This is a genomic window from Knoellia sp. AC549, from assembly GCF_979258975.1.
Genome location: NZ_OZ409890.1, coordinates 2134394 through 2158850 on the forward strand (window position 1 = coordinate 2134394; position 24457 = coordinate 2158850).

Sequence of the window (24457 nt, forward strand, 5' to 3'; positions counted from 1 at the left end):
GGCTCGAGCCCGGTGAGCTGCCGCTGGCTGCACTGCGTCGTGAGCTGCTCGAGGAGACGGGACTCGTCCTTGACGCCGACCCTCCTCACGTTTGGCACCAGGAGGTCGGCACGTCGACCTGGCAGAGGGCCATGAGGGGCTGGTCAACGACTACTTCCTCGTCCGCACCGCACACTTCGACCCCGCGGTGCCCTGTCCGATGACGACCTCGCTGCCGAGCACATCACCGGGATGCGCTGGTGGCGGCACTGAGACATCCCGCCGATGCCTTTGCGGCTCGGCCTGTGATCCTCGTGCCTACGCTGCTTGCGTGAGCGAGCAGTCGAGCCGGATGGGGCGCATCCCGTCAGTGGCTGCTGCTCACGTTCACGACCGGACGGGGCGGGCGAGCGCCGTGAGTCCTTGCTCGTCCAGCCCGGTGCCGGACTGGACCTCGTGCGCGGTGAGCGCGCCGCAGTCGCGACCTCTCATGATGAAGTCGCTGAGGGCGCGAGCCGTGGCCGGCTCGTCCATGACACCCCCACCGACCTGCCCGAGGTAGTCACGCAGCCTGCGGGCAGCGGGCTCGAACCCGTTGCGGTAGAAGGCGAACGTCGCGGCATACCGGGTGGGCAGCTGTGCCGGGTGGAGGTCCCAGCCCTGGTAGTAGCCACGCTCGAGCGATCGACCGACCAGCCGGTGGTGCAGCTGCCAAGCCGCGCGCACGGCGTCAGCGTCGCCGACCGGCAGGATGTTGGTGGAGCCGTCCGAGAGCCGCACCCCGGTGCCCGCCGCGGCCGTCTGCATGACGAGCTTCGCGTGGTCGGCGACAGCGTGCTCCATCGACTGGTACTGCGCCGCGATGCCGCAGAACGCGCTGTAGTCATAGGTGCCGTAGTGGAAGGCCGTGACCCGGCCGGCGCCGGCGTGGATCATCGGCGCGACGAGTGCTGTGCCGTCGGGCCCGAGGATGGACTGCGGTGTCTCGACCTGGATCTCGAACGCCAGGGCACCCGCCGCCAGGTCGAGGGCGGACTCGAGCCGCTCGCACGCGTGCACCATCGCGCGCACCTGCTCGACGCTCGTGACCTTGGGCAGGGTCGTGACGAACCGGTCGAGCGACCCGCCACCGGCGACCAGCTCGGAGACGAAGCCGACAAGGGATCGCACGCCGCGCGCTCGTGTGGGTGCTTCAAAGGACTTGAACCGTATGCCGTGCAGCTGCGGTGCGGTGCCGCTCGCCTGTGCCTCGACGAGGGCTCGCGCGGCGCGGGTGACGTCGGCGTCCTCGGCCTCGTCGCCCCGGTTGCCGTAGCCGTCCTCGAGGTCGATGCGCAGGTCCTCGATCGGCTCGGCGGCGAGCTTGGCGCGCACGAGATCGCCCACCGTGTCGTCGGCGACGAGGTCGCGCCAGGTGTCCTCGTGGGCGTCGATCGCGGCGAGCGCCTCGGCTCCCCAGGTGGGTGCCAGGTCAGCCGTGAAGCGGTCGGCCGGGACATAGACGGTGTGGATCGGCTGGCGACCCGGTCGCTCACCGGGGAACTGGGCAGCGAGCTCGGCGTCGGCCGATGCCAGCTGGGTGTCGAGCTCAGAGGTGAGCTCGCGGATGAGGCGAGGGTCGACGGCGTCCACGAGGCACTCCTAGAGCGAGGAAGGTTTTCCGATGTATGGATAATATCTTCCACTCAATGGAAGGAACATGCAAAATGCCCGGGGCCTCGCCACGCACTCACGACGCAGTCCAGCGGCATACGACTCCGTATGCCGCCGGACTTGGTCAAGAGGATCTGCACTCGGGCCGACCTTGTGCTTTTTCACCCTGGGACCAGCCGGCAACAGGACAACAAACAATGGTGCCGGGACGCGCCCTCGTCACTCCGTGCAGAAGTCTCTTGCAGTGCTCAAGGGTTCTTCTGGATGCCTACGTAGGTGATCGAGTCATAGAAGCTGCCGCATGTGGCGATTGAGCTTCCGCTGCCCGGAGCTCCGGGCCGGTAGGGGCCGTAGTACGTGGTCTTCCCCACCCCAAATGCGCCGGTGCATGTGAGGACCACGCGGTAGGTGCCCCCACCGGCGGTGCACAGCGCGGAGCCGTAGGGCTTGCCGCCAGTCGGGTAACCGCTGCCCGTCACGCAGTTGGTTGGAGCAGCGGATGCCGTGGTGGTCGGGACGATCGTGGCTCCCGTGACGAGGAGGAGCGCAGCAGTCATGCGGATGGCGGACGGGACTGTCTTCATGGGATCTCCTGGATTGGTGGTTCTCGTAGGACGCTCATGGGTTGCGCCAGCCAGCCTTGAGAACATTCCGCGTCGGCGCCATGGATGAAGTCATTCCCTTCCAACGTCGCGCGCCGCAGGTTTGCTGAGGCGGAGGCCGGAAGCGACCGTTCATGCCGCCACCTGCGTCCGCCGAATATGTGACTGCGTCGATCGGGGGTACTCGGTTACGGCTGACTCGTCAGCGTTCCTGACCCCCTGCGGTCTCGCATCCCAGACGCGTTCGCACGTTCGACCCCTCCGGGCGCGGTCCGGCGGGTGTCCAATGAAGGTGCGCAACGGCATACCCGTTCCCAGTCCCTGTCTCTCCCAGGAGGATCCATGCAAGGCGCCCGCCCCGTTCGAGCCCCTCGCGGCACGTCGCTGACCCACGCCACCCACTGGGGCGCCGAGGCGCCGCTGCGGATGCTCATGAACAACCTCGACCCCGAGGTCGCCGAGCGTCCCGACGACCTCGTCGTCTACGGCGGAACGGGCCGAGCAGCGCGTGACTGGAACAGCTTCGACGCCATGGTCCGCACGCTGAGCACGCTCAAGCAGGACGAGACCATGCTCGTGCAGTCGGGCAGGCCCGTCGGTGTCATGCAGACCCACGAGTGGGCGCCGCGGGTGCTCATCGCCAACTCCAACCTCGTCGGCGACTGGGCGAACTGGCCCGAGTTCCGCCGGCTGGAGCAGCTCGGCCTGACGATGTACGGCCAGATGACCGCCGGGTCGTGGATCTACATCGGGACGCAGGGCATCGTCCAGGGGACCTACGAGACGTTCGGTGCGATCGCCGAGAAGCGCTTCGGCGGAACGCTCGCCGGCACGTTGACCCTCACCGGTGGGTGTGGCGGCATGGGTGGGGCCCAGCCGCTCGCCGTCACGATGAACGAGGGCGCCTGCCTCATCGTCGACGTCGACGAGGCCCGGCTGCGTCGTCGCGTCGAGCACCGCTACCTCGACGAGGTCGCGGACTCCCTCGACCAAGCCATCGACAAGGCCGTCGCGGCCAAGGACGCCAAACGGGGCTGGTCCGTCGGGGTCGTGGGCAACGCTGCTGAGGTCTTCCCCGAGCTGCTCCGTCGTGGCGTGCCCATCGACATCGTCACCGACCAGACGTCGGCGCACGACCCGCTGTCCTACCTCCCCGAGGGCATCGACCTCGAGGACTGGCCGGAGTATGCCGCGAAGAAGCCCGAGGAGTTCACCGACCGCGCCCGCGCCTCCATGGCCAAGCAGGTCCAAGCCATGGTCGAGTTCCAGGACGCCGGTGCCGAGGTCTTCGACTACGGCAACTCGATCCGCGACGAGGCGCGGCAGGGCGGCTACGACCGGGCGTTCGAGTTCCCGGGGTTCGTCCCTGCATACATCCGCCCGCTGTTCTGCGAGGGCAAGGGTCCGTTCCGCTGGGCCGCCCTCTCAGGTGACGCCAAGGACATCGCCGCCACGGACCGCGCCGTGCTCGACCTCTTCCCCGAGAACGAGCGCCTGCACAAGTGGATCAAGGGTGCGCAGGACCGCATCGCGTTCCAGGGCTTGCCCGCTCGCATCTGCTGGCTGGGCCAGGGCGAGCGCGAGAAGGCGGGCGCGGCGTTCAACGAGCTCGTCCGCACCGGCGAGGTGAGCGCCCCGCTCGTCATCGGCCGTGACCACCTCGACACGGGTTCTGTGGCCTCCCCGTATCGCGAGACCGAGTCGATGGCCGACGGCTCCGACGCCATCGCCGACTGGCCGCTGCTCAACGCCCTCGTCAACACGAGCTCCGGCGCCAGCTGGGTGTCGATCCACCACGGTGGCGGCGTCGGCATGGGCCGCTCGCTCCACGCCGGTCAGGTCTCCCTCGCCGACGGCACCGAGCTGGCCGCGCAGAAGCTCGCGCGCGTTCTGTCGAACGACCCGGCGATGGGCGTGATCCGCCACGTCGACGCGGGCTACGACATCGCCGACCGGACCGCGGCCGAGCACGGCGTCCGCATCCCGATGCGCGAGGGCTGAGACCCCCAGCCCCCGGCGTCAGCTCGCGAGGAGGCTCCACTCCTGCCAGCTCGGCGGGAGCACGCCAGCGCGGACGTGGGTCTCGGCGGACGGCGGAACTGCACGCTGCTGCCAAGTCACGCCCAGGTCCGTGCTGATGTGCAGTGTCGCTGCGATCGACCCTCCGGCGGTCCCGCGCACGGTGTAGACCGAGATCGCTCCGTCCAGTCCGTCGGCCACGACGCCGATGACGGGCCGCCCGGTGTGACTGACGTTGTGGCGGCGCTTCTGGCCGGTGGGTTCGACCCAGACTGCATCCAGGCGGACTGCACCACATTCGGCGACAGCGGCCACACCCCACAGTCCTGCACGGCTCCTCTGGGCCCATCGGATCGACTCCACGATGGCGTTGCGCCCCACCACACTCGTCGAGACGGCAGCGAGGCCGGGCGGAGGGGGATCCTGCGGCTGGTCCACCACGGCGCAGTCCGGCTCGGTGCTGTCGGTGGTGGCGGCAGGGGCCGCAACCTCGGTCGTGGTCCTGGGGGTGGGCTGCACCTCACCGTCAGACACCAGGAGCGGCCACACGAGCGCTGAGGCGATGACCGCGACGGCACCCCAGCTCATCCTCCGGGTGGTCTCCGGATCCCAGTCGCTGACCCTGCAGACTGCCCTGTCCCAATGCGATCTCGGCGTCGCTCTCATGACTGCTCCAACGATGCGGCGGGGTGGCTCCGCCCTCCCGTCACGCTACGCGCATGCACGTGACTTCTTGCGCCGAAGCCACCGCATGAGCCGCAAAATGGGCCCCGGATGGTGGGCCTGGCGCAAGAGGTCGGGGTCTCAGATGGGGTCGGTGACGTCGGCGACCTCGGCGGCGAGCACCCGCACGAGGTCGTCGGCGGCCAGGGTCACCGAGGTGCCGTGCGCCCCGGCGCCCATCGAGATCGTCCGGCCCGCAGCCGTCGCGTCGACGATGACAGGCCAGGCCGTCGTCGAGCCGAACGGCGTGATCGTGCCGCGCTCGTAGCCCGTCGCGTCCTTGGCCTTGTCGGCCGGCGGCATCGACAGCCGGTTGACGCCGAGATGGGCACGCAGCTTCGGCCAAGAGATCTCGCGGTCGCCGGGCACGAGCACGAACACGTAGTCGCCCGAACCGCGCCGCACGACGAGCGACTTCACGATGTCGCGCGGCTCGATCCCACGCTGCTCGGCAGCCTCGGCAAGCGACGACGCCCGCTCGGTCGCGACGAGGATCCGGTGCTCGATCCCGCTGGCCTCGAGGGCGGCTCGCGCCCGCTGCGCCTCCTCGGTCTCCTTGGCTTCGGTCATGCCAGCACTCTAGGCGTGACGCCCACGTCTGACATTCCAGACAGGTATGCCGTGGCGTCGCCACGCGAGACCGCCTCCGGGGTGTGGAATGGCGGGGTGAGTCCCAGCGAAGCGAGTGCCCACGGTCCGGCCCCCACGCAGGTCGGGGGCTTCGAGTCGATGTGGCGGGACCTCACGCCGATCGGGCGCGACGACCGGACCCACGGCTACCACCGCTTCGCCTGGACCCGTGAGGACCACACCCTGCGCGAGTGGTTCGTCAGCGAGGCCGAGGGGCGCGGGCTCGACGTCGTCGTCGACCGGGTGGGCAACCAGTGGGCGTGGTGGGGCGACCCCGATGACGCCGTGGTTGCCGGTCGGCCCGGCATCGTCACCGGCTCACACCTCGACTCCGTGCCCGACGGCGGCGCCTTCGACGGGCCCCTGGGCGTGGTGTCGGCCTTCGCGGCGCTGGATGCGTTGCGGCGCAACGGCTTCGAGCCGGATCGCCCCATCGGAGTCGTGAACTTCATCGACGAGGAGGGTGCGCGGTTCGGAGTGGCCTGTGCTGGCTCGCGGGTCCTCACCGGCGCGATGACGGCAGACCGGGCGCGCTCCCTCACCGATGGTGACGGCGTGTCGATGGCCGAGGCGCTGCGGTCGGCCGGCCGTGATCCCGAGAGCCTTGGTCCCGACGCCGAGACGGTCCGCCGGGTGGGTGCGTTCGTCGAGCTCCACGTCGAGCAGGGCCGCCATCTCTCCCTCCCCGAGGTCGACCAGCCCCTCGCCGTCGGCAGCGACATCTGGCCGCACGGACGATGGCGCATCCGCACCCTCGGCGAGGCCAACCACGCCGGCACGACGCGCCTCGCGGACCGTGAGGACGCCATGCTCGGCTTCGCGGCCGCCGTCATCGCTGCCCGCCGCGCTGCTGAGGCCCACGACTGCGTCGCGACGGTCGGCAAGGTCGTGGTGACGCCCGGCGGTGTCAACGCGATCCCCAGCGAGGTCACCGGATGGCTCGACGCCCGCGGGGCCGACGAGACCGCCGTGCGCCGGGTCGTCGACGACGTGCGTGAGGTCGTCGCCGACTTCGAGGGTCTCCTCGTCGAGGACTCCTGGACCGGCCCCACCCCCTTCGACCCCGCTCTGGTGAGACGGCTCGCGACCCGGCTGGGCGGCATACCCGTCATCGGGACCGGAGCAGGACACGATGCCGGCATCCTCGCCAACGCCGGCGTGCCCACGGCGATGCTCTTCGTCCGCAACCCCACCGGCATCTCGCACTCGCCCGAGGAGTTCGCGACGTCGCAGGACTGCCTGGCCGGGGTCGAGGCGCTCACCACGGTCCTGACGGACCTCGCCGGGGCGTCCGCATGACGACCTACTGGTGTGAGCACGCGCAGCTGCCCGACAAGGTCCACCGCGGCGTGCGGCTCACCGTCGTCGACGGCCGGTTCACCGAGGTCGTGTCGGACACCAAGCCGCGCGACACGGACACGAAGCTGCGAGGGGTCGTCCTGCCCGGCTTCGCCAACGCGCACAGCCACGCCTTCCACCGGATGCTGCGGGGCCGGACCCACGGCGACGGAGGCAACTTCTGGACGTGGCGCGAACAGATGTATGCCGTGACCGCCCGTCTTGATCCCGACACCTACTTCGCCCTCGCGAGAGGGGTTTTCACCGAGATGGTGGCATCGGGCTACACGGTTGTCGGCGAGTTCCACTACCTCCACCACGGGCCGGACGGGAAGCCCTACGACGACCCCAACGCCATGGGCGTCGCCCTCATCGCTGCCGCGGAGGAGGCCGGGATCAGGCTCACGCTCCTCGACACGTGCTACCTCTCCGGGGGCTTGGACTCCGCCGGTCACCTGCCGCTGGACGAGGTGCAGGTGCGCTTCTCCGACGGCTCGGTGCAGGCCTGGGCCGAACGCGTGGAGGCGATGCACGACAGCGCACTGGTGCGGATCGGGACGGCGGCGCACTCCGTGCGCGCCCTCACGGGGGAGCAGCTGGCGGAGTTCGCCACGGTCGTGGGGGACCGGCCCGTCCACGCGCACGTGAGCGAGCAGATGGGTGAGAACCTCACGACCCAGCTCGTCTATGGCGCGAGCCCGGTCGAGCACCTCACCGACGCCGGGCTGCTGGGCGAGGGCTTCACCGCCGTCCACGCGACGCACCTGTCCGACGTCGACCTCGACCTCATGGGGCGCTCGGGCGCGGGGGCCTGTTTCTGCCCGACGACCGAGCGCGACCTCGCCGACGGCATCGGACCGGCGTGCGAGCTCGCCGCGAAGGACGTCCCGATCAGCCTCGGCTCGGACCAGCACGCCGTCATCGACCCCTTCGAGGAGATCCGCGGCATCGAGATGCACGAGCGGCTCAAGAGCCACGAACGCGGTCGTTTCGGTGTCACGCCGTTGCTCGAGATGGGCACGTCGGCGGGCTACCGCAGCCTCGGCTGGGACGGCGGACGCCTCGCCGTCGGCGCGCTCGCGGACCTCGTGGCGGTGCGCACCGACAGCCGTCGCACCGGTGGCGTCGCCCCGGCCCAGATCATCTTCGGTGCGACCGGTGCAGACGTCACCGATGTCGTCGTCGGCGGCCGCCGGATCGTCTCGAGCGGTGTCCACCCGTTGGGGCCGATCGACGACATCGTCAGTGAGGCCATCGTCGCCGTGAGGACCTCGGCCACGTGACCGCTGCGTCCCCCACCCCTCCTGCTGCGTCCGCGGATGTGGTCGCTGGAAACACCAGCTCCGCAGACGCAACGGTGTTCGTCGGGATCGGCGAGCTCGTCACCTGTGACGGCACCGGCGAGGCCGGGCTCGGCCTGCGACGTGACGCTGCCGTGGTCGTCGAGGACGGCCGCATCGCCTGGGTCGGCGACTCCGTCTCCGCGCCCGACGCCGACCACCGGGTCGACCTCGCCGGCCGGGCCGTCCTACCCGGCTTCGTCGACAGCCACAGCCACCTCGTCTTCGACGGGGACCGCTCCGCCGAGTTCGCGGCCCGGATGACGGGGGAGCGCTACGACGGCGGGGGCATCGGGGTCTCGGTCGACGCCACCCGTGCTGCCTCCGACGACCGCCTGCGCGAGCTCGTGGCCGGCCGGGTCGCCGAGATGCGCGACCAGGGCACGACGACGGTCGAGATCAAGAGCGGCTACGGCCTGACCGTCGAGGACGAGGCTCGCTCGCTCCGCATCGCGAGCGAGTTCACAACCGAGACGACCTTCCTCGGGGCGCACGTCGTGCCACCGGAAGCGAGGGGCGAGCGGGCGGCATACCTCGAGCTCGTCATGGGACCGATGCTGCAGGCCTGCGCCCCCCACGCCAAGTGGGCCGACGTCTTCTGCGAGCCGAACTCACCCCACGCGTTCACGCAGGACGAGTCGCGAGCCGTCCTGACCGCGGCCCGTGAGGCGGGGCTGGAACTGCGGGTGCACGGCAACCAGCTCGGCCACGGGCCGGGCGTCCAGCTGGCCGTCGAGGTCGGAGCGGCGAGCGTCGACCACTGCACGTTCCTGTCCGACGCCGACGTCGAGGCGCTCGTCGGGGCGGCCGACACGACGGTGGCGACCCTGCTGCCGGGAGTGGAGTTCTCGACCCGCTCGCCCTATCCGGACGCGCGGGGCCTCATCGACGCCGGTGTGTCGGTCGCGCTGGCCACGGACTGCAACCCGGGCACCTGCTACTCGAGCTCGATGCCGTTCGTCATCGCCCTGGCCGTCCGCGAGATGGGGATGACTCCGAGCGAAGCCGTGTGGGCTGCGACCGCTGGGTCGGCAAAGGCGATGCGCCGCACCGACATCGGTCGGATCGCCCTGGGCGGACCCGCGGACCTCGCCGTGCTCGAGGCACCGAGCCACCTGCATCTCGCCTATCGCGCAGGCGTCCCCATCGCCCGTTCGGTCTTCGGGCCGAGAGGCATCCCCTCGTCGCCGTAGCCGTAGGCCGCCACTTCCGCGTGCGGCAGCACGTGGACGGGGGACCCGAGGAGGAGTCCGATGTGACCCGAGGCTGCGATCAGAGAGAGCCGGTCCACTTCCGGCGCCCTGACCCCGATGAGGACTCGGCAACCGGCAGCCTCTGTTCCGTCCGCGACCTCGCCGTAGAGGCGCGGATCGGTGGCCCCGGCCGAGGCGAGCACTGCGAGAACCTCGTCCAGCTGAGCGGTCAGCCTCTTCCCGATCGGTCCAGGCAAACGATCGCTGTGGCCGCTTTTCCCTGTGCCGGACACAGCGGGCGAGTCGGCCGCGTGACGCACACTCCACTCGAGCTCATAGCCGCACGCCGCGACGAGCCGCTCCAGAGCAGCGATCGTCGGCTGCTGCTGGCGGGCCTCGTACCGCGCGACGACGGTCTGGCTCACGCCTGCGCGCTCGGCCAGCTGCGCCTGGGTGAGGCCCTGCTGCCGCCGTGCTCGACGAAGGATCTCGCGCGCCGTCGTCGAGGCGGCGGCGGTGTCGGGCTTCATGAGGCCACCTTCGCCGGATCGCCGCTTTGTGGCGTCGAGTTGTCCACAGGGAGCTGTCCGGGGACTGCGACCGGGGATCCGGTATCGCTGTGCTGCTGGTCCATAACCCATTGGTGTTGGGCTGCGCACCTATTGGTTATCGACGCACGGGAACACCCACACCGTCGGGGTCCCGATCATGGGCGGCTCAGAGGCCGCCGGGGCGCACGGCGTCCGGCTTGTGGCCAGCAGACTTGGCGTAGATCCTGGCTGCCTTGCGGGTCACCACCGTCTTGGCGACACCGGCCGCGAGACCGGTGAGCGCGGCATACCCCAGGGCCGCCAGGAAGGGCGAGTCCGGGTCCTTGGGATTCGCCGAGAGGTCCTGACCGGCCCGCTCCCAGACCTTGTCGGCCACCTTGGTCGCGGCGATGCCGGCCAGGATCGCCGAGCCGGTTCCGAGGATCTTCCACACCATGCTGCCCACTAGGACTCCTTGAGTTTGCAGTGTCCGCCCGAAGCGGGCCTTCTCCCGTGCCACCCTGCCACAGCCCAGGGAGTAGGGTGGTCATCGTCAATGACAGGGGAGCGCACCAACGCGCTGAGAGTGCGGGCAACCGCAGACCCTCACACCTGATCCGGTTCGCACCGGCGTAGGGAGTCTGAGTTCTCAGGTGACCTCTGCGGCAGACGAGATGGATGCCGCCGAAGTGACTTCCCCGAGGTATCCATCGGCCCTGCGCCGGAGACCACGGGAGAAAATTTCATGGCTACACACACCACGGAGCCGGCGACGACCGACTCCTCGGGCACCACCTCGGGCGGCTTCCTGCGCGCCCGGAGCATCCTCGCGACCCGTCCCCTCCTCGGGTGGCGGACCGTCGACATCCTCACGATCGCCTTCCTGGGCGCCGCCCTCGGCATCGCGTTCTGGGGTTGGGGCGTGTTCTACAACGGCCCCCTGAGCGCCATCACCTTCGGGTTCGCACCCTTGGGTGGCCTCTTCGCCGGGCCCTGGTTCCTTGCCGGGGTCGTCGGCGGCCTCGTCGTGCGGCGACCCGGAGCCGCGCTCTTCTGCGAGGTCACCGCGGCGCTCGTCTCGATGGTCCCCGGCACTGAGTGGGGCGCGACCACGCTCGTGTCAGGCATCGTCCAGGGGCTCGGCACGGAGCTCGTCTTCGCCCTCCTCGGCTATCGCGCGTTCGGCATTGCCGCCGCCATGCTCGCGGGAGCGATGGCCGGCCCGTTCGCTGCCTTCTACGAGTCCTTCACCTGGATCCAGGACTGGTCCCTCGCGTGGAAGGTCTCCTACGCCGCGGTCCTCGCTCTCTCCGGTGCGGTGGTCGCCGGCGTCGGTGGGTGGTTGCTCACCCGGGCCCTGGCGGCGGCGGGGGCGCTCAACGCGTTCCCACCCGGCCAGGAGCACCGCGAGAACCGCGCTGTCTGACGTGGACCAGCCTGGCGCCGGTGCCCGTGGAGGGGCCGGCACCGTCGACGGCACTGCCCGCGTCAGGGGCGGCCACATCACCCTCGAGGGGGTGACGTGGCGCCCGTTCGGTCGGCGCGAACCGGTGCTGCGAGACGTCTCGTTCTCACTGGCCCCAGGGGAGCGCGTGCTCCTCGTCGGGCCCAGCGGTTCGGGCAAGTCGACGTTGCTGCGGGCTGTCGCCGGGCTGCTCGAGACCGCTGACGCCGGCGAGCTGTCGGGTTCCGTCGCCATCGACGGTCACGCACCCGGGGCGCGCGCCGGCGAGATCGGGCTCGTCCTCCAGGAGCCGGGTGCCGGGGTGGTCGCCTCCTCGGTCGGGCGCGACGTCGCCTTCGGTCTCGAGAACGTGGGTATGCCGCGTGCCGACATGCCGCCCGCCATCACTGCCGCTGTGGCCGCGGTGGGGCTGTCGATGCCCCTCGACACCCCGACCGGGGCTCTGTCGGGCGGGGAGACGCAGCGCCTGGCGCTGGCCGGCGCGTTGGCTCTTGCGCCGAGCGTCCTGCTCCTCGACGAACCCACGGCCATGCTCGATCCCGGCCACGCCGCCCAGGTGAGGGCGAGTGTGGAAGGTGCGCTGGCGGCATACCCGATCACGACGGTCGTGGTCGAGCACGTCCTCGGACCCTGGGTCGAGCTCGTCGACCGCATGCTCGTCCTCGACGGTGACGGGGTGCTCGTCGCAGACGGGCCCGTGGGGGACGTGCTCCTCAGCGAGCGGCAACGGCTGCTCGACATGGGCATCTGGGTTCCGGGCGCTCCGCCGCCAGCCCCCCTTGCGTCCGGCGCCGTGGTGGCAAGGCCGTCGAGCCGCCGGACGCAGGAGGTCGCCGCGACACCACTGAGCATCGACCGCACCACCCGGCTTCTCGACGGCTCGACCCGCACGCACACGGCTGCTCGGCTGGACCGCGACCTGGAGCCGACCGCCGGCACGGCCACCGCACTCGTCGGACCGAGCGGCTCGGGGAAGTCGACCGTGCTGCTGGGCTTCGCGGGGGCACTGAAGCCTGCCGAGGGTTCCATCGACGCGGCCGGTGCGCCGGTGTCCGAGCTCTCGACCCGCGAGCTCGCCGCCCACGTCGGCTGGGTCCCGCAGTGGTCGAGCTCGACGATCATCGGCCGCACCGTCCTCGACGAGGTGCTCGTCGCGAGCCACGCGCTGGGTGAGGAGTCGGCCGAGCGGGTCGTCGAGGCCCACGCGCTGCTCACCACCCTCGGTCTGAGTCACCTGGCGGGCGCCGACCCGCGCGAGCTTTCCGGCGGCGAGCAGCGCCGGCTCGCCATCGCCTCCGCGATCCTGCACCAACCGCCGCTGCTGCTGGCTGACGAATCCACCGTCGGTCAGGACCGGCACACGTGGGCCGCGGTCGTCGGGCTCCTCGACGCCTATCGGGCAGGCGGGGGTGCGGTGCTCGTCTCGACCCACGACGCCGCGCTCATCGAGCGCTCGGACCACGTCGTCGAGCTGACACCGCCGCCCAAGGGGCCCCCGCCCCCCGAGCCCAGGCGGGTGCTCGCCGGCCGTGCTGGCCCGCTGGCCCTGATGCTCGGCGCACTCCTCGCGATCCCCGCCGGCATCATCCCCGGTCACTGGCACACATCGCTCCTCGTGCTCGCCGTCCAGGTGGTGCTGGCCTGCGCGGCGTTGTCGGCCCCCGGTGCTGGTGCTCGTCCGACGGGCCGGCTGCGGCGAGTGGTGTTGCGGCTCCTGCCCGGCGTGCTGGGTGGGCTCTCCGTCGGCTGGTCGACGTGGCTCCTCGGCGGGCACGACACGACGACGGCGTTCACCGCGGCGTTGCGCGTGCTCATCATCGTGCTGCCGTCAGCGGTGCTCCTGCCGCTCGTCGACCCGGACCGGCTCGGTGACCACCTCGCCCAACGGCTGCGGATGCCGGCCCGGCCCGTCGTCGCCCTCGCCGCCGCGCTGCAGCGGGTCCACACGTTCGGCGCCGTCTGGTCGGAGATCTCGCTGGCCCGGCGGGTGCGCGGGCTGGGGCTGGACACCCGTCGACCGGTGGCGATGGTGCGCGACCTCGCGACCGTGACCTTCGGGTTGCTCGTGCGCACCCTGCGGATGGCGGCCGACCTCGCGGTGGCGATGGACGCGCGGGGCTTCGCGTCGGCCTCGAGGCGGACGTGGTTCGCGACCGCCCCGTGGCGCCTCGCCGACACCCTCGTCGTCCTCGGCGCGCTGGTCCCGATCGCCGCCGCTCTACTCGCGCGCTGACTCCAGCCGCCTCGACGCTCGTGGGCTTCTCACCCAATTCCCCCGAAACTCACCCGGCGTGTCCGTGAGAATCGGGGGAATTGGGTGAGAAAGGCACGGCCGGGGCCCGAGACGAGGCGGTCCGGGAATGTCGGGGGCGGGCGGCATACTTGACACCCTCATGACCACCCCCACTCCCGCGCCGGTCGAGCGTGCCCGCATCCCGCGCGAGATCTGGGTCCTCGTGGCCTCTGCCTTCGTCATCGCCCTCGGCTTCGGCCTCATCACTCCGGTGCTGCCGCAGTTCGCCCAGAGCTTCGGCGTGGGGGCCACGGCCAGCGCGGTCGTGGTCAGCGTCTTCGCGTTCTTCCGGCTCGTCTTCGCACCTGCCGGTGGCAGCCTCATCGTCCGTCTCGGCGAGCGCCCGATCTATCTCGCAGGCCTGCTCATCGTCGCAGCCTCGACCGCCGCGACGGCGTTCGCGCAGAGCTGACTGGCAGCTTCTCGTCTTCCGCGGCCTCGGTGGCATCGGCTCGGTGATGTTCACCATCTCCGCGACCGCCCTGATCGTCCGACTGGCACCGCCGGCCATCCGTGGCCGCGTCTCGTCGGCCTACGGCTCGGCGTTCCTCATCGGCGGCATCGGTGGCCCCGCCGTCGGTGGCGCTCTCGGTGGTTTCGGCCTGCGGGTGCCCTTCCTGGCGTATGCCGCGGCCCTGGTCGTCGCTGCGGCTCTCGTCGCGATCTTCATCAGTGGGCACGCGCTGCGTCCCGCTCCCGACGCACCTGTGCTTGCGGTCATGACGGCGCGAGAGGGCTGGCAGGACAGCGCCTATCGCGCCGGGCTCGTGTCCGGGTTCGCCAACGGCTGGGCCAACTTCGGGGTGCGCAACGCGATCATCCCGCTCTTCGTCGCCGCCAACATCGGCAAGGAGCCCTGGCTCGCCGGTGCCGTCCTTGCGATCTATGCCGGTGGCAACGCGGTGGGCATGAACGTCGCCGGGCGGCTCAGCGACACCATCGGTCGGCGCCCGTTCATCATCGGTGGCCTCGCGGTGGCGGGGGTCGCGACCATCGCCACGGGCTTCGCCACGACCTTCCCCGTCCTCGTCGCCTTCTCGATCATCGCCGGCCTCGGATCGGGCGCGCTCAACCCGGCGCAGCAGGCGAGCATGGCCGACGTCGTCGGTCGTGACCGCAACGGTGGGCCTGCGCTCGCGGCGTTCCAGATGTCCGCAGATGCGGGCGCGATCATCGGCCCGATCCTCGCCGGGGCACTGGTTGACTCCGGCAGCTTCGCGCTGGCCTTCGGCGTGACCGGACTGCTGAGCCTGCTGGCGACGATCCCGTGGGCGCGGGCCCGCGAGACCCTGCCGCGCGAGGCCGTCGAGGCCGCGGCGTCGCCCGCACGCTGAACCCAGCCCTAAGATCGGCCGGCAGTGGGGGTTGGCCCTGAGCAGCCCCCGACCGCGTCCCTGAGGACACCCCGAAACCCGTGTCCGTGGCCCGAAGCAGCCGCGACGGTGGAGTCATGCGCACCGCCCTCAAGCTCGTCGCCGCCCTCGTCACCGTCGTCGTCCTCGCCGTCGGGAAGCTTCGCGGCATACATCGCCTGGTCGTTCGCTCAGGCGAGCGTCGACACCATCGGTGAGGTCGACTTCGACCGTCCGCTCGCGATCCCTCCTCTGGCCGCGTCGACCGTCGACGCTCAGGGCGTGCGCACCTTCGACCTCTCGATGCAGGCGGGGGAGGCCGACCTGGGTCGCGGCGCGCCCACCCCGACGTGGGGTTTCAACGGCTCGTTCCTCGGGCCGACACTGCGCGCGACCCGGGGCGAGCAGGTCAGGGTCAACGTCGCCAACCGGCTCGACGAGACGTCCACCGTTCACTGGCACGGCATGCACCTGCCGGCGGCGATGGACGGCGGCCCGCACCAGCCGATCGCGCCCGGATCGCGGTGGTCGCCCCACTGGCAGGTCGACCAGCCGGCCGCCACCCTCTGGTACCACCCCCACCCGCACGGGGAGACCGCCAAGCACGTCTACCGCGGCCTGGCAGGAATGTTCATCGTCGACGACGAGCGTGAGGTCGCTCTGCCCCGCACCTACGGAGTCGACGACATCCCGGTCCTGGTGCAGGACAAGGCTTTCGACGGCAGCGAGCTGGACGACACGCACGGGCTCTTCCAGTCCGCTGGCATCCTCGGCGACACGGTCCTCGTCAACGGCACCCCGGGCCCGTTCCTCGACGTCACGACCGAGCGGGTGCGCCTGCGCGTCCTCAACGGGTCGAACGCGCGTGTCTACCGCTTCCACTTCGACGACAACCGCGCGTATGCCGTCGTCGCCACCGACGGTGGCCTCCTCCCGGCGCCCGTGGAGACGAGGGAACTGCTCCTCTCGCCGGGTGAGCGTGCCGAGATCGTGGTCGATGTGCGAGCCGGTGACCGGACGGTCCTGCGCAGCACCCCACCCTTCATCGAGAGCAACCGCTTCACCGGCGACAAGGACCGGCTCGACATCCTCGAGCTGCGAGGTGCCGGCACCCTGCGCCCCAGCCCTGCCGTCCCGGCAACCCTCGCCCCCGCTCCCGACCTCGCCGACGACACGGTCGGAGCCACGCGCCAGATCAGCCTCGGCGGCAGCAACACGAACTTCGGCAAGATGGACCTGGAGCGCGTCGACGTCGTCTCCCGCCTCGACACCACCGAGGTCTGGGACGTCACCAACTCCGACGGCCAGGTGCACAACTTCCACATCCACGACGTCCAGTTCCAGGTCATCCGGTATGCCGGCGGCCCACCTCCAGCGGTCCTTGCCGGGTGGAAGGACACCATCCTCATCGCGCCGAACGAGAGCGTCGAGCTTGCGGATGCGCTTCACCGACTTCGCCGATGTCGAGAGCCCCTACATGTTCCACTGCCACCTGTTGCGGCACGAGGACCAAGGCCTCATGGGGCAGTTCGTGGTCGCGCGTCCGGGCGAGCCGGTGGGAACGATCCAGGTGCCTGAGCACATCGACCACGCCGCCAAGTCGAAGGCCAGCGACATCCACGGAGATCACGCCGACTGACCAGCGATCGACGCTTCGCCCGCTCACTGCCGAGACTCGCGCCGACAGCTGGCCCCATCCGCTGAGAGAATCGGCCGATGAGCCCGGAACGTGAGCCCCCAGACCCGGTCGCCGTCCGTCGCCGCGAGGCGCGGGAGAACGCGGAGTACCACTACGCGGCCGCAGCCCGGGCGGCGGAGGCCGAGGCGCGACGGACGGCCCCGATGGTGGCGGCCTTCGCCGAGGCCATGCGGTCGGCCGGCGTCGAACCCTCCCGGCTGCGGGCATTCCCCTACAGCGGCAAGGGGACCCTCCGAACGGACGTCGTCGGCTGGTACGTGCGACGGGACCGCCGTGCTGCCGTTGGCACGGACGGCCGCTGGTACGTCCTTGTCGTGCCGCCCAGCCTGCGCGGACGGCTGGCCGGCGTCCACGTCGAGCCCAGCGACGCCCCGCTCCAGGTCGGGGCCGGTGGCCGCGACGGTGACTCGGTGGCTCTGGATGTCCTGCTCCAGCTCCGTCTGGATGCCGGGCCGGACTTCCCCTCCTGAAGCCCTCACACGCCTGGGACGTGGCACGCCGCTTCGCTCGCTGCGTCCCCTGACTGTGGGCCAGTCGCGAACAGGTGGATGGCTGGAGTGCGTCACAGCGCCGCGGACGACGCGCGGCTGCGGGTTGCGGAGGTCTCTGTAGCCTCCTCACGTGGACGTGGATGTCGGGCTGTGGATCAACTGGGTCAGCGTGCCGATCTTCCTGACCCTGGCGGTCGCGGTCACCCTCTACGCCCGGCACGTGTCCGGTGGCTTGATGCGGCCCTGGATCGGGATCAAGCCCGTGTGGTGGTTCGTGCTTCTCTTTTTGCTGCCACAGGCCGGCATCCCCGTTCTTGCCGTGTGCCTGTTCGTGCACAGGCGCACGCCAGGAGCCGTCACTGGTCGGACGGACACCAGCTGAACGTCCCGCCGTTGTCGCGGAGCGATCGTCCGGGTCAGCCGTCGCCAGCGATGGGACGAGCCGGCCAATGGGAGCCATCGAGCAGGACCCGATCGCCCAAGGGCTTGTTCAGTTCGACTCGTTGCGGCACCGGCTGGCGACCGTCGCAGGTTCCGCCGGCGGAGGCCTGGCTCGTCCACGTGATGGTCACGCGGTCGTCGGTCTCCACGATGGCCGGCTCCCGCAGGAAGGGGCGTGGATCCCTGGCACTGCTGCACCGGAGCTCAGACAGATAGAGCACGGGTTGGGTGGATGCGCGGTCGAGGTCGCCCGAGGTGCTGATCTCCACCCACGAGAGGCCTGGAGCGAGTTCCGGCCGAAGGCTGCTTGCGCGGCAGTCCTGATAGCCGGCAGGTGTCCACCCTGCGCCCGTCCTGTCGAAGGTCAGGAGCCCACCGTCCTTGACCGGCCCGTTCGCGTTCCACTGGCCGGTTGCAAGGGTCACGGAGCGGTCGGACTCAGCCAGGACGAACCACGGTGCGTCCTCGATGGGTGAGACCCGAAGGGCGGCGGGGGCCATCATTCGGGGTTCATCCACGAACGCTTCCAGTGCAGCCGTGAGCTCGTGCAGGTCGTGTCGGCTGTCGATCCCGCCGTCCATGTCGGAGATGGGCCACCCCGCCCCTTCACTGCCACAGCTGACTCGAGCCACGTCCATCGCAGCCGTCGACGGTGAAGAGCTCTGCGATGAGACCTCACCGCCTTCCGAGCCGCACCCGACGATGGAAAGCACAAGGGCGACGGCCAGCGCACTGGGGACGTGTTGACATGGGATCACGAGGTTCAGACTGGCCCAGAGCCAGGAAGGTTCCTCCCGTTCGGAGACAGTTTTCGACGACGCGATCGAGAACCGCAGCGAAACGTCGGCAGATGGACCACGCCGATCCCGCGACAAGACGTTTCGGTGGCCGCACCACGGGGTACGCCAAGCGTGATGGCCGGCTCAACAGAGCCGGCCTACGAGTGCTTCGAGGAGACCCATGTCGCAGGACGCGATCGTCATGTTGAAGGCAGACCACAAGGAGGTCCGGGCGCTGTTCCGCGAGTTCCAGAAGTCCACGACGACCGATGCCCGCAAGGGCAAGCTCGTGGAGCAGATCATCGAGCTGCTCACGGTGCACACCTACATCGAGAACGAAGTGATGTACCCGAGGGTGCGCGAGCTCCTCCCCGAGCTGGAGGACGACGTGCTCGAGTCCTACGAGGAGCACCACGTCGCGGACCTGCTCGTGATGGAGCTCACGACGATGTCCCCCGAGGACGAGCGCTTCGAGGCCAAGACGACGGTGCTCATCGAGAACGTCACGCACCACATCGAGGAGGAGGAGTCGGACTGGTTCCCCAAGGTGCGCGAGGGTCTGTCCCGCACCCAGCTCCGTGAGATCGGCGCCGAGCTCGCCGAGGCGAAGGAGGGAGCACCTCGCCGCCCGGAGCAGCCGAGTGCGCTGAAGAAGACCGTCGACGCAGTGCTGGCCTGACGTCATGGATCCTGTTGCCGACGCCGTGACCACAGCGGGCGCCCTCCCGACCACGCCTGCCCTCGTCGCTGCCACCCAGCGTCTCGAGCAGAACCCGGCCCTCGATCGCCTCCGCGCCGTCTATGCCGTGGCCGCCAAGCCCCTGGATCAATGGTCAGGCAGCGAGCTGCTCCGCTCCGGAGTCATCGGACATGCCCTGCATCCGCTGCTGACCGACGTGCCGCTCGGGTGCTGGACGGCGGCCTCGATCCTCGACCTCGCAGGCCGTCCGCAGGACCGTGGAGCGAGCCGCCGACTGGTCGGTGTCGGTCTGGCTGCCGTCGGCCCCACCGCCCTCACGGGCCTGGCGGAGTGGTCACGCACGGGGCGTGAGGCGCAGCGCGTCGGCGCGCTCCACGGCGCACTCAATGTCGTGGCCACCACCCTCTACCTCACCTCGTGGGTGGCACGCGGGCGTCGCCGCCACGGCCTCGGCGTCGCCACGGCGCTGGCCGGAGCAGCGGTCGCCGGGGCCTCGGGCTACCTCGGGGGCCACCTCACCACCGCACGCAAGATCGGCAGTCGCGACCCGGCATACGAGATGGACCAGGTCGAGGACGCGGCTGGCTCCACGAGCGAGCCGCAATCCGCTGGTGGTGCGGACTTCGCGATCTGACGAGGCTCTCGCCCGGTCAGCCGTCCGTCAGCCGTCCGTCACGCCCATGACGAGACCCTCGATGTCGTGCTTCTGGACGATCGGCTCCAACGTCTCCACGACGCGCGCGTCGAGGTGCCGGCGCGCCTCCTCGGGGAGGCTGTCCCAGAAGGGTTGCGTCACCATGAGGTCGTGCAGCTCGGCGTGCCCCGCGCCGGGCGCATCGACTCCCAGCACCACCACGGGCCTGGCGAGCTCGCTGTGGTTGGCCGTTCCTCGATGCAGCGTCAGTGCCGAGCGCGCCGAGATGTCGCCCCGCTGAGGCATGCGCAGCTGCGACAGCTCCTGGTAGCGCGGCCACTCGGACCGGGGCGGGAACATCTGGTGCGGCCAGTCCAGGCCGGCTTCGTACTGGGTGCCGGGGGCGATCTGGAACGGGCCCATGTCGGCCGTGGTGTCGACGGTGCTGATGTTGAACGCCAGGGAGGTCAGGCGACGCTGCTCGTGCGTCTGGGGCGGTGAGGGGAAGTCGCGGTGCCACGGCTGGTCGGCGGACCCGGGGAACGGGATGTCGAACCCGATCTCGACGATCTCGTAGTCCGGCCCGAGGACGGACTCGCAGATCCCGGTCACCCACGGGTGCGTGACCAGCTCGACGAAGCCGTCGAGCTGCTCGGGGTGGACCTCGACGTACCACCGTTGCGGTCCCCGCCCGATGGCTCCACCCTCGCGCTGACGGGCCTCCTCGAACGCGGCAAGGACGTCACGGTGGAGGCGGTCCACCCACGCGACGTCGAAGGCGCCTCGTCGCGCGACGATCCCCTCACGCGCCAGCTGCTCGAGATCCTGGGGCGAGGCGGAGGCGAGCCTGCGCGGGGCAGTGGACGTCATGCGGTGCACCACTCTCTTCCCTTCGGCGAGCTGCGTTGCCCGCACCCCGAAAGGTTCTCCCAGCGCTCAGAGACCGTCAAGAGGCAACCGGGCCGTCCGCCCCTGCAGCGGCCCGCAGCAGCGCGACCGTGAGGGTCTGCGCGACCTGCACCACCTCGCGCAGGTCGACCTCCTCGCGCGGGGAGTGCGCCACCTGGGCGTCGCCCGGCCCGTAGTGCAGGGTGGGGACGCCCGCAGCGGAGTAGAGCCGGAGGTCGCTGCCGTAGGGGACGCCACGAGGCTGGCGGGACGTGGTGGCACCGACGGCATCCAGGGAGCCCCCGAGGAGACCGAGCAGTGGGGCGCCATCGACGAGCCGTCCGCTGGCGTACTGCCCACCCGTCCAGCTCACCGTCGGTGGGTGATGACGCAACCAGGCGTTGCCGCGAGCCGTGACCCTGATCGCCTCCTCCAGCGCTGCTCTCGCCTCAGCGGGGTCCTCGTCGAGGGCGACGCCCAGGCGCCCTTCGGCCACGAGCAGGTCGGGCACGGAGCTGGCCCAGTCGCCGCACCGAACCCGTCCGATGGAGATGGGGTACGCCACCGGGAGCCCCGCCATGAGTGGGTCGACGCTCTCGTTGCGCCGGCGCTCGAGGTCCTCGAGCGCCGTGAGGAACGGGACGAAGTGGTGCAGGGCGCTGCGTCCGGCGTAGGCCGTGCTGCCGTGGCTCGCCACACCGCCGACCCGGATCTCGAACGTCAGGGCTCCGCCGGCCGCGGTCACGATGCCCCCCGACGTGGGTTCGGTGATGATGCACGCGTTGGCGACGTGCCCCCGACGCAGGGTCGCGAACGCGCCGAGCCCGCCGTCCTCCTCGCCGACCGCGAAGTGGAGCCCGACCGGTCGGGACCCGGGCAGCCCGACCCGCTGCACCGCCCGGACCGCCGCCAGGTTGGCCACCACCCCAGCCTTCATGTCGCACGCACCGCGGCCCTGCACCCGGGTGCCGGCGACCCGCGCGACGTAGGGGTCGCCGCGCCACCGGTCGAGGTCTCCTGACGGGACGACATCGACGTGCCCTTGGAGGACGAGCGCCGGCACGCCCGGGCCGGTGGTGGCGACGAGTCCCCACGCCTCCGATCGCTCGACCTCCTCGCCCGGGAAGGCCGGGTCCGACCGGAGAGTGTCGAGGTCGGCCTGCCACAGGTCGACCTCGAGCCCGCACTCGTCGAGGCGGCGGGCGAGGACGTGCTGGATCTCGCACTCCGCGTCCGAGCCTCCGACACTGGGGATGCCGATCAGCGTCATCAGTTCGGACCGGATCTCGTCGGGGTCGATCGTGTCCAGGGCTCGGCGTTCGACGTCAGTGAGGTCGACGCGCTGGAACGCAAGAGCATCAAGGGAGGTCATGGCTTCACGCTAGGCGGCGCCCAGCGCAACGTCGCGCCCGAATCGTTGCGGCTGGACGCACATCGTTGCGTCATCACGCAAGTTGGTGAACGATCGTTGTGTGACTCCCGACTTCCGTCCCGACAGGACCGACGACCTCATCCTCGGCTCGCTCTCCGCGGACGGGCGACGCAGCTTCGCCTCCATCGGGCTGGAGGTGGGCCTGTCGACGGCGGCGGTGAAGCGCCGGGTCGACCGGTTGCGCAGGGCCGGGGTGGTCACCGGGTTCACGGTCCTCATCGACCAGAAGCGCCTGGGTCGCCCGATCGAGGCGCTCGTCGAGCTGCACACGGACGGTGTCCTGGGTGTGGACCGCCTGCGCCGTGCGCTCGGCCCCATCGCCGAGATCGTCGAGGCCGTCACGGTCACCGGGGACGCGGACACGATCGTGCGGCTCGTGGCCGCTGACACCGACCGGCTCGAGGCCGCTGTCCAGGCACTGCGCGCCATCCCCAGCGTCCGCAAGACCGAGACCAACATCGTGCTCTCACACCTGGTCACCCGGAGCGCGACCGCCTTCTGACCGACCACCTCACCGGACGAGGCTGGCGCGCACGGCATACGGTTCTCGCGTGGATGACGTCACTGACCTGGAGCTGCCCGGGGGCGGGCACACCTCGGTCGTCGGTGTCGACGCCGGAGGCGCGGACGATCCGGTCGTCATCCTGCTGCCGGCGCTGGGGGTCGCGGCCGGCTACTACGGACCCTTCGCCGCAGCACTCGCCGCCGAGGGTGTGGCCGTCCTCGCGGCCGACTTCCCAGGACAGGGCACGAGCCGCCCGCTCGCGAGCCGCAACAACGACTTCGGGTATGCCGCAGTGTCCGACCACGTCGTTGCCGCCACTGTCGCTCTGGCCCGGGAGCGGCATGCGGGCCGGCCGCTCGTCCTGCTCGGTCACTCCTTCGGCGGCCAGGTCGCGATGGTGCACCTCGCCTCGCACGACTCGCCGGTGCAGGCACTGGTGCTCATCGGCTCGGGCTCGCCCTACTGGCGCGGCTACGACAGGCGCCGCACGCTCCTCGCGCAGACCCAGTTCATCGGCGCCGTCGCTGCCCTGCGTGGCCACTGGCCGGGCGACCGCCTCGGGTTCGGTGGCCGCCAGCCGCGACAGCTCATGCGTGAGTGGGCGCGCTTCGCGAGGCGAGGTGGCCTGGCAGTCGAGCGCGGCGCCGATGTCGCGGAGCCGGACTTCGCGGGGATCGAGCTGCCCGTGCTCGCGATCACCCTCGACAACGACCCGCTCGCGCCGCAGGGCTCCGTCGACAACCTTGCCGACAAGCTGACGGGCTCTCGCGTCGACCACCGGTTCGTCACCCGACCCGTCGGGGAGGACGGCCCGGCGTTCGACCACTTCGTGTGGGCGCGCCACCCCGGCGCGTTCGCCGGCGAGGTCACGGCGTGGGTGCGCCGGGCGATCCGGGTCGCGTGACCTCGCCCCGGTCCACGCGGCATACGCACGGATGTATCTGAGCCGGACGTGACGCCTCCTCGTCGGTGACGACGCAACCTTTCGGGGGAGTCCCGCGTCTTGATCTGCAACAGGCCCAACCGGGGCCGACGAAAGCAGGGGTGCTTCGCGATGGACGACAACGCAAACCCGGTCACGCGACGCGCGACCCTCACGACGGCAGCGGGGTTCGGGTTCTTCGGCCTGACCGCGATGGGCGCAGCGCCGGCCGTCGCGGCCAGTCGGCCGACGCTGCGGAAGGGCTCCACCGGGGCCCACGTCGTGGCGCTGCAGAACCGGCTCAACCTGCTGACCTACTGGTGCGGGACGGCCGATGGGACCTTCGGTCACCTCACCCAGCAGGCGGTCTGGGCGCTGCAGAAGGTCGGTCACGTCTCTCGCGACGGCGTGGTCGGTCCCACGACCTGGGGGCTGCTCGACCGTGGCGTCAAAGCCAACCCGCGCACCACGTCCGGGACCACGATCGAGTGCGACCTCGCCGAGAACACGCTCATGCTCGTCCAGGGCGGCCGACTGCGCTACACGCTCAACACGAGCACCGGCAGCGGGGAGCGCTACTACTCGCGCGGCATGTGGCGCACGGCCTACACGCCCAGGGGCCAGTTCTCCGTCTACTGGCGCTTCACCTCCGGCTGGCAGCACGGCTCGCTCGGCGCCATGTGGCGCCCGGCGTACTTCAAGAACGGCTGGGCCATCCACGGGTCGACGTCCATCCCGGCCTACCCCGCCTCACACGGCTGCCTGCGGGTGAGCACCTCGGCGATGGACAAGCTGTATACCGAGGGCTGGCCGGTCGTCGGCCGCAAGGTCTGGATCTACTGACCTGGG

Annotated in this window: 24 protein-coding genes, 2 pseudogenes and 1 riboswitch; of the genes and pseudogenes, 17 read left to right on the forward strand and 9 right to left on the reverse strand. The window is 70.7% G+C overall.

The window, feature by feature from the left end; translation table 11 throughout:
* The first annotated feature begins 32 nt into the window (after positions 1-32).
* A complete protein-coding gene (locus ACZZ98_RS10280; RefSeq protein WP_463517761.1) occupies positions 33-203 on the forward strand; it encodes a hypothetical protein in 171 nt (56 codons plus the stop codon).
* 163 nt (positions 204-366) lie between these two features.
* Here ACZZ98_RS10280 and ACZZ98_RS10285 read toward each other — a convergent pair whose 3' ends face one another.
* Together ACZZ98_RS10285 and ACZZ98_RS10290 are read right to left on the reverse strand one after the other, a co-directional pair.
* Positions 367-1611, reverse strand: a complete 1245-nt coding sequence (locus tag ACZZ98_RS10285) for a DUF6986 family protein (protein WP_463516148.1) — start codon at positions 1609-1611, stop codon at positions 367-369.
* Positions 1612-1880: 269 nt separating this feature from the next.
* On the reverse strand, positions 1881-2216 hold the full coding sequence (locus tag ACZZ98_RS10290; protein WP_463516149.1) for a hypothetical protein: 336 nt from the start codon (positions 2214-2216) through the stop codon (positions 1881-1883).
* A gap of 360 nt (positions 2217-2576) precedes the next feature.
* On the opposite strand from ACZZ98_RS10290, the gene hutU reads away from it, so the two are divergent.
* Positions 2577-4235: a urocanate hydratase gene (hutU, locus tag ACZZ98_RS10295; RefSeq protein WP_463516150.1), complete on the forward strand. Its 1659-nt coding sequence runs from the start codon at positions 2577-2579 to the stop codon at positions 4233-4235.
* 18 nt (positions 4236-4253) lie between these two features.
* Here hutU and ACZZ98_RS10300 read toward each other — a convergent pair whose 3' ends face one another.
* Both ACZZ98_RS10300 and ACZZ98_RS10305 read right to left on the reverse strand, forming a co-directional pair.
* Positions 4254-4841, reverse strand: a complete 588-nt coding sequence (locus ACZZ98_RS10300; RefSeq protein WP_463516151.1) for a hypothetical protein — start codon at positions 4839-4841, stop codon at positions 4254-4256.
* A 216-nt stretch (positions 4842-5057) separates the two neighbouring features.
* Entirely contained in the window at positions 5058-5546 is a 489-nt protein-coding gene (locus ACZZ98_RS10305; protein ID WP_463516152.1) for an aminoacyl-tRNA deacylase, read from the reverse strand.
* A gap of 159 nt (positions 5547-5705) precedes the next feature.
* Between ACZZ98_RS10305 and ACZZ98_RS10310 the strand changes: the two genes are divergently transcribed.
* From ACZZ98_RS10310 to hutI, 3 genes are read left to right on the forward strand one after another with little or no spacing between them, the layout of a single operon-like run.
* A complete protein-coding gene (locus ACZZ98_RS10310; RefSeq protein ID WP_463517762.1) occupies positions 5706-6905 on the forward strand; it encodes an allantoate amidohydrolase in 1200 nt (399 codons plus the stop codon).
* Complete coding sequence (locus ACZZ98_RS10315) at positions 6902-8227, forward strand: formimidoylglutamate deiminase (protein ID WP_463516153.1); 1326 nt, start codon at positions 6902-6904, stop codon at positions 8225-8227. The genes ACZZ98_RS10310 and ACZZ98_RS10315 overlap by 4 nt, the downstream gene beginning before the upstream one ends.
* A 38-nt stretch (positions 8228-8265) precedes the next feature.
* On the forward strand, positions 8266-9477 hold the full coding sequence (gene hutI, locus ACZZ98_RS10320) for an imidazolonepropionase (protein WP_463517763.1): 1212 nt from the start codon (positions 8266-8268) through the stop codon (positions 9475-9477).
* Here the strand turns inward: hutI and ACZZ98_RS10325 are convergent.
* Both ACZZ98_RS10325 and ACZZ98_RS10330 read right to left on the reverse strand, forming a co-directional pair.
* Positions 9411-10007, reverse strand: coding sequence for a helix-turn-helix domain-containing protein (locus ACZZ98_RS10325; RefSeq protein ID WP_463516154.1), 597 nt, complete (start codon positions 10005-10007; stop codon positions 9411-9413). The genes hutI and ACZZ98_RS10325 overlap by 67 nt on opposite strands.
* 187 nt (positions 10008-10194) lie before the next feature.
* Positions 10195-10464, reverse strand: a complete 270-nt coding sequence (locus ACZZ98_RS10330; RefSeq protein WP_463517764.1) for a DUF4235 domain-containing protein — start codon at positions 10462-10464, stop codon at positions 10195-10197.
* Positions 10465-10558: 94 nt separating this feature from the next.
* A riboswitch (TPP riboswitch) is annotated at positions 10559-10663 on the forward strand.
* An 89-nt stretch (positions 10664-10752) separates the two neighbouring features.
* On the opposite strand from ACZZ98_RS10330, the gene ACZZ98_RS10335 reads away from it, so the two are divergent.
* The 7 genes and pseudogenes from ACZZ98_RS10335 to ACZZ98_RS10365 all read left to right on the forward strand — a co-directional run bounded on the left by ACZZ98_RS10335 (position 10753) and on the right by ACZZ98_RS10365 (position 17689).
* Complete coding sequence (locus ACZZ98_RS10335) at positions 10753-11433, forward strand: ECF transporter S component (protein ID WP_463516155.1); 681 nt, start codon at positions 10753-10755, stop codon at positions 11431-11433.
* A gap of 1 nt (position 11434) precedes the next feature.
* Positions 11435-13705 carry an ATP-binding cassette domain-containing protein gene (locus ACZZ98_RS10340; protein ID WP_463516156.1) on the forward strand — a complete coding sequence of 757 codons (2271 nt, stop codon included), beginning with the start codon at positions 11435-11437 and terminating at the stop codon, positions 13703-13705.
* Positions 13706-13865: 160 nt separating this feature from the next.
* Positions 13866-15099 (forward strand): annotated as a pseudogene (locus ACZZ98_RS10345) (MFS transporter).
* 321 nt (positions 15100-15420) lie between these two features.
* Positions 15421-16491: pseudogene (locus ACZZ98_RS10350) on the forward strand (multicopper oxidase family protein); the annotation flags it as partial.
* 103 nt (positions 16492-16594) lie between these two features.
* A complete protein-coding gene (locus tag ACZZ98_RS10355; protein WP_463516157.1) occupies positions 16595-16756 on the forward strand; it encodes a multicopper oxidase domain-containing protein in 162 nt (53 codons plus the stop codon).
* Positions 16757-16833: 77 nt separating this feature from the next.
* Positions 16834-17286: a hypothetical protein gene (locus tag ACZZ98_RS10360; protein WP_463516158.1), complete on the forward strand. Its 453-nt coding sequence runs from the start codon at positions 16834-16836 to the stop codon at positions 17284-17286.
* 151 nt (positions 17287-17437) lie between these two features.
* Positions 17438-17689 carry a hypothetical protein gene (locus ACZZ98_RS10365; RefSeq protein WP_463516159.1) on the forward strand — a complete coding sequence of 84 codons (252 nt, stop codon included), beginning with the start codon at positions 17438-17440 and terminating at the stop codon, positions 17687-17689.
* A 34-nt stretch (positions 17690-17723) separates the two neighbouring features.
* Here ACZZ98_RS10365 and ACZZ98_RS10370 read toward each other — a convergent pair whose 3' ends face one another.
* On the reverse strand, positions 17724-18623 hold the full coding sequence (locus tag ACZZ98_RS10370) for a hypothetical protein (protein ID WP_463516160.1): 900 nt from the start codon (positions 18621-18623) through the stop codon (positions 17724-17726).
* A gap of 85 nt (positions 18624-18708) precedes the next feature.
* On the opposite strand from ACZZ98_RS10370, the gene ACZZ98_RS10375 reads away from it, so the two are divergent.
* Positions 18709-19206: a hemerythrin domain-containing protein gene (locus ACZZ98_RS10375; RefSeq protein ID WP_463516161.1), complete on the forward strand. Its 498-nt coding sequence runs from the start codon at positions 18709-18711 to the stop codon at positions 19204-19206.
* 4 nt (positions 19207-19210) lie between these two features.
* On the forward strand, positions 19211-19861 hold the full coding sequence (locus ACZZ98_RS10380) for a DUF2231 domain-containing protein (protein ID WP_463516162.1): 651 nt from the start codon (positions 19211-19213) through the stop codon (positions 19859-19861).
* Between the two features lie 27 nt (positions 19862-19888).
* Here the strand turns inward: ACZZ98_RS10380 and ACZZ98_RS10385 are convergent, their stop codons facing one another.
* Together ACZZ98_RS10385 and ACZZ98_RS10390 are read right to left on the reverse strand one after the other, a co-directional pair.
* The gene (locus ACZZ98_RS10385; protein ID WP_463516163.1) at positions 19889-20731 is read right to left on the reverse strand and encodes a phytanoyl-CoA dioxygenase family protein; all 843 of its coding nucleotides are present in this window, start codon (positions 20729-20731) and stop codon (positions 19889-19891) included.
* A 76-nt stretch (positions 20732-20807) separates the two neighbouring features.
* On the reverse strand, positions 20808-22121 hold the full coding sequence (locus tag ACZZ98_RS10390; protein ID WP_463516164.1) for an ArgE/DapE family deacylase: 1314 nt from the start codon (positions 22119-22121) through the stop codon (positions 20808-20810).
* Positions 22122-22221: 100 nt separating this feature from the next.
* On the opposite strand from ACZZ98_RS10390, the gene ACZZ98_RS10395 reads away from it, so the two are divergent.
* The 3 genes from ACZZ98_RS10395 to ACZZ98_RS10405 all read left to right on the forward strand — a co-directional run bounded on the left by ACZZ98_RS10395 (position 22222) and on the right by ACZZ98_RS10405 (position 24451).
* Positions 22222-22683 carry an Lrp/AsnC family transcriptional regulator gene (locus ACZZ98_RS10395; protein ID WP_463516165.1) on the forward strand — a complete coding sequence of 154 codons (462 nt, stop codon included), beginning with the start codon at positions 22222-22224 and terminating at the stop codon, positions 22681-22683.
* A 49-nt stretch (positions 22684-22732) separates the two neighbouring features.
* A complete protein-coding gene (locus ACZZ98_RS10400; RefSeq protein ID WP_463516166.1) occupies positions 22733-23590 on the forward strand; it encodes an alpha/beta hydrolase family protein in 858 nt (285 codons plus the stop codon).
* A 150-nt stretch (positions 23591-23740) separates the two neighbouring features.
* Positions 23741-24451: a L,D-transpeptidase family protein gene (locus ACZZ98_RS10405; protein WP_463516167.1), complete on the forward strand. Its 711-nt coding sequence runs from the start codon at positions 23741-23743 to the stop codon at positions 24449-24451.
* Positions 24452-24457: the final 6 nt, after the last annotated feature.

Excerpts from the sequence above, each read along its gene's own strand:
- ACZZ98_RS10300 (WP_463516151.1), bottom strand. The coding sequence starts at position 4,841 with ATGAGCTGGGGTGCCGTCGCGGTCATCGCCTCAGCGCTCGTGTGGCCG.
- ACZZ98_RS10390 (WP_463516164.1), bottom strand. The coding sequence starts at position 22,121 with ATGACCTCCCTTGATGCTCTTGCGTTCCAGCGCGTCGACCTCACTGAC.
- ACZZ98_RS10355 (WP_463516157.1), top strand. The coding sequence starts at position 16,595 with ATGTTCCACTGCCACCTGTTGCGGCACGAGGACCAAGGCCTCATGGGG.
- ACZZ98_RS10385 (WP_463516163.1), bottom strand. The coding sequence starts at position 20,731 with ATGACGTCCACTGCCCCGCGCAGGCTCGCCTCCGCCTCGCCCCAGGAT.
- ACZZ98_RS10360 (WP_463516158.1), top strand. The coding sequence starts at position 16,834 with ATGAGCCCGGAACGTGAGCCCCCAGACCCGGTCGCCGTCCGTCGCCGC.
- hutU (WP_463516150.1), top strand. The coding sequence starts at position 2,577 with ATGCAAGGCGCCCGCCCCGTTCGAGCCCCTCGCGGCACGTCGCTGACC.
- ACZZ98_RS10335 (WP_463516155.1), top strand. The coding sequence starts at position 10,753 with ATGGCTACACACACCACGGAGCCGGCGACGACCGACTCCTCGGGCACC.
- ACZZ98_RS10375 (WP_463516161.1), top strand. The coding sequence starts at position 18,709 with ATGTCGCAGGACGCGATCGTCATGTTGAAGGCAGACCACAAGGAGGTC.
- ACZZ98_RS10330 (WP_463517764.1), bottom strand. The coding sequence starts at position 10,464 with ATGGTGTGGAAGATCCTCGGAACCGGCTCGGCGATCCTGGCCGGCATC.
- ACZZ98_RS10305 (WP_463516152.1), bottom strand. The coding sequence starts at position 5,546 with ATGACCGAAGCCAAGGAGACCGAGGAGGCGCAGCGGGCGCGAGCCGCC.
- ACZZ98_RS10325 (WP_463516154.1), bottom strand. The coding sequence starts at position 10,007 with ATGAAGCCCGACACCGCCGCCGCCTCGACGACGGCGCGCGAGATCCTT.
- ACZZ98_RS10315 (WP_463516153.1), top strand. The coding sequence starts at position 6,902 with ATGACGACCTACTGGTGTGAGCACGCGCAGCTGCCCGACAAGGTCCAC.
- ACZZ98_RS10380 (WP_463516162.1), top strand. The coding sequence starts at position 19,211 with ATGGATCCTGTTGCCGACGCCGTGACCACAGCGGGCGCCCTCCCGACC.
- ACZZ98_RS10405 (WP_463516167.1), top strand. The coding sequence starts at position 23,741 with ATGGACGACAACGCAAACCCGGTCACGCGACGCGCGACCCTCACGACG.
- ACZZ98_RS10290 (WP_463516149.1), bottom strand. The coding sequence starts at position 2,216 with ATGAAGACAGTCCCGTCCGCCATCCGCATGACTGCTGCGCTCCTCCTC.
- ACZZ98_RS10310 (WP_463517762.1), top strand. The coding sequence starts at position 5,706 with ATGTGGCGGGACCTCACGCCGATCGGGCGCGACGACCGGACCCACGGC.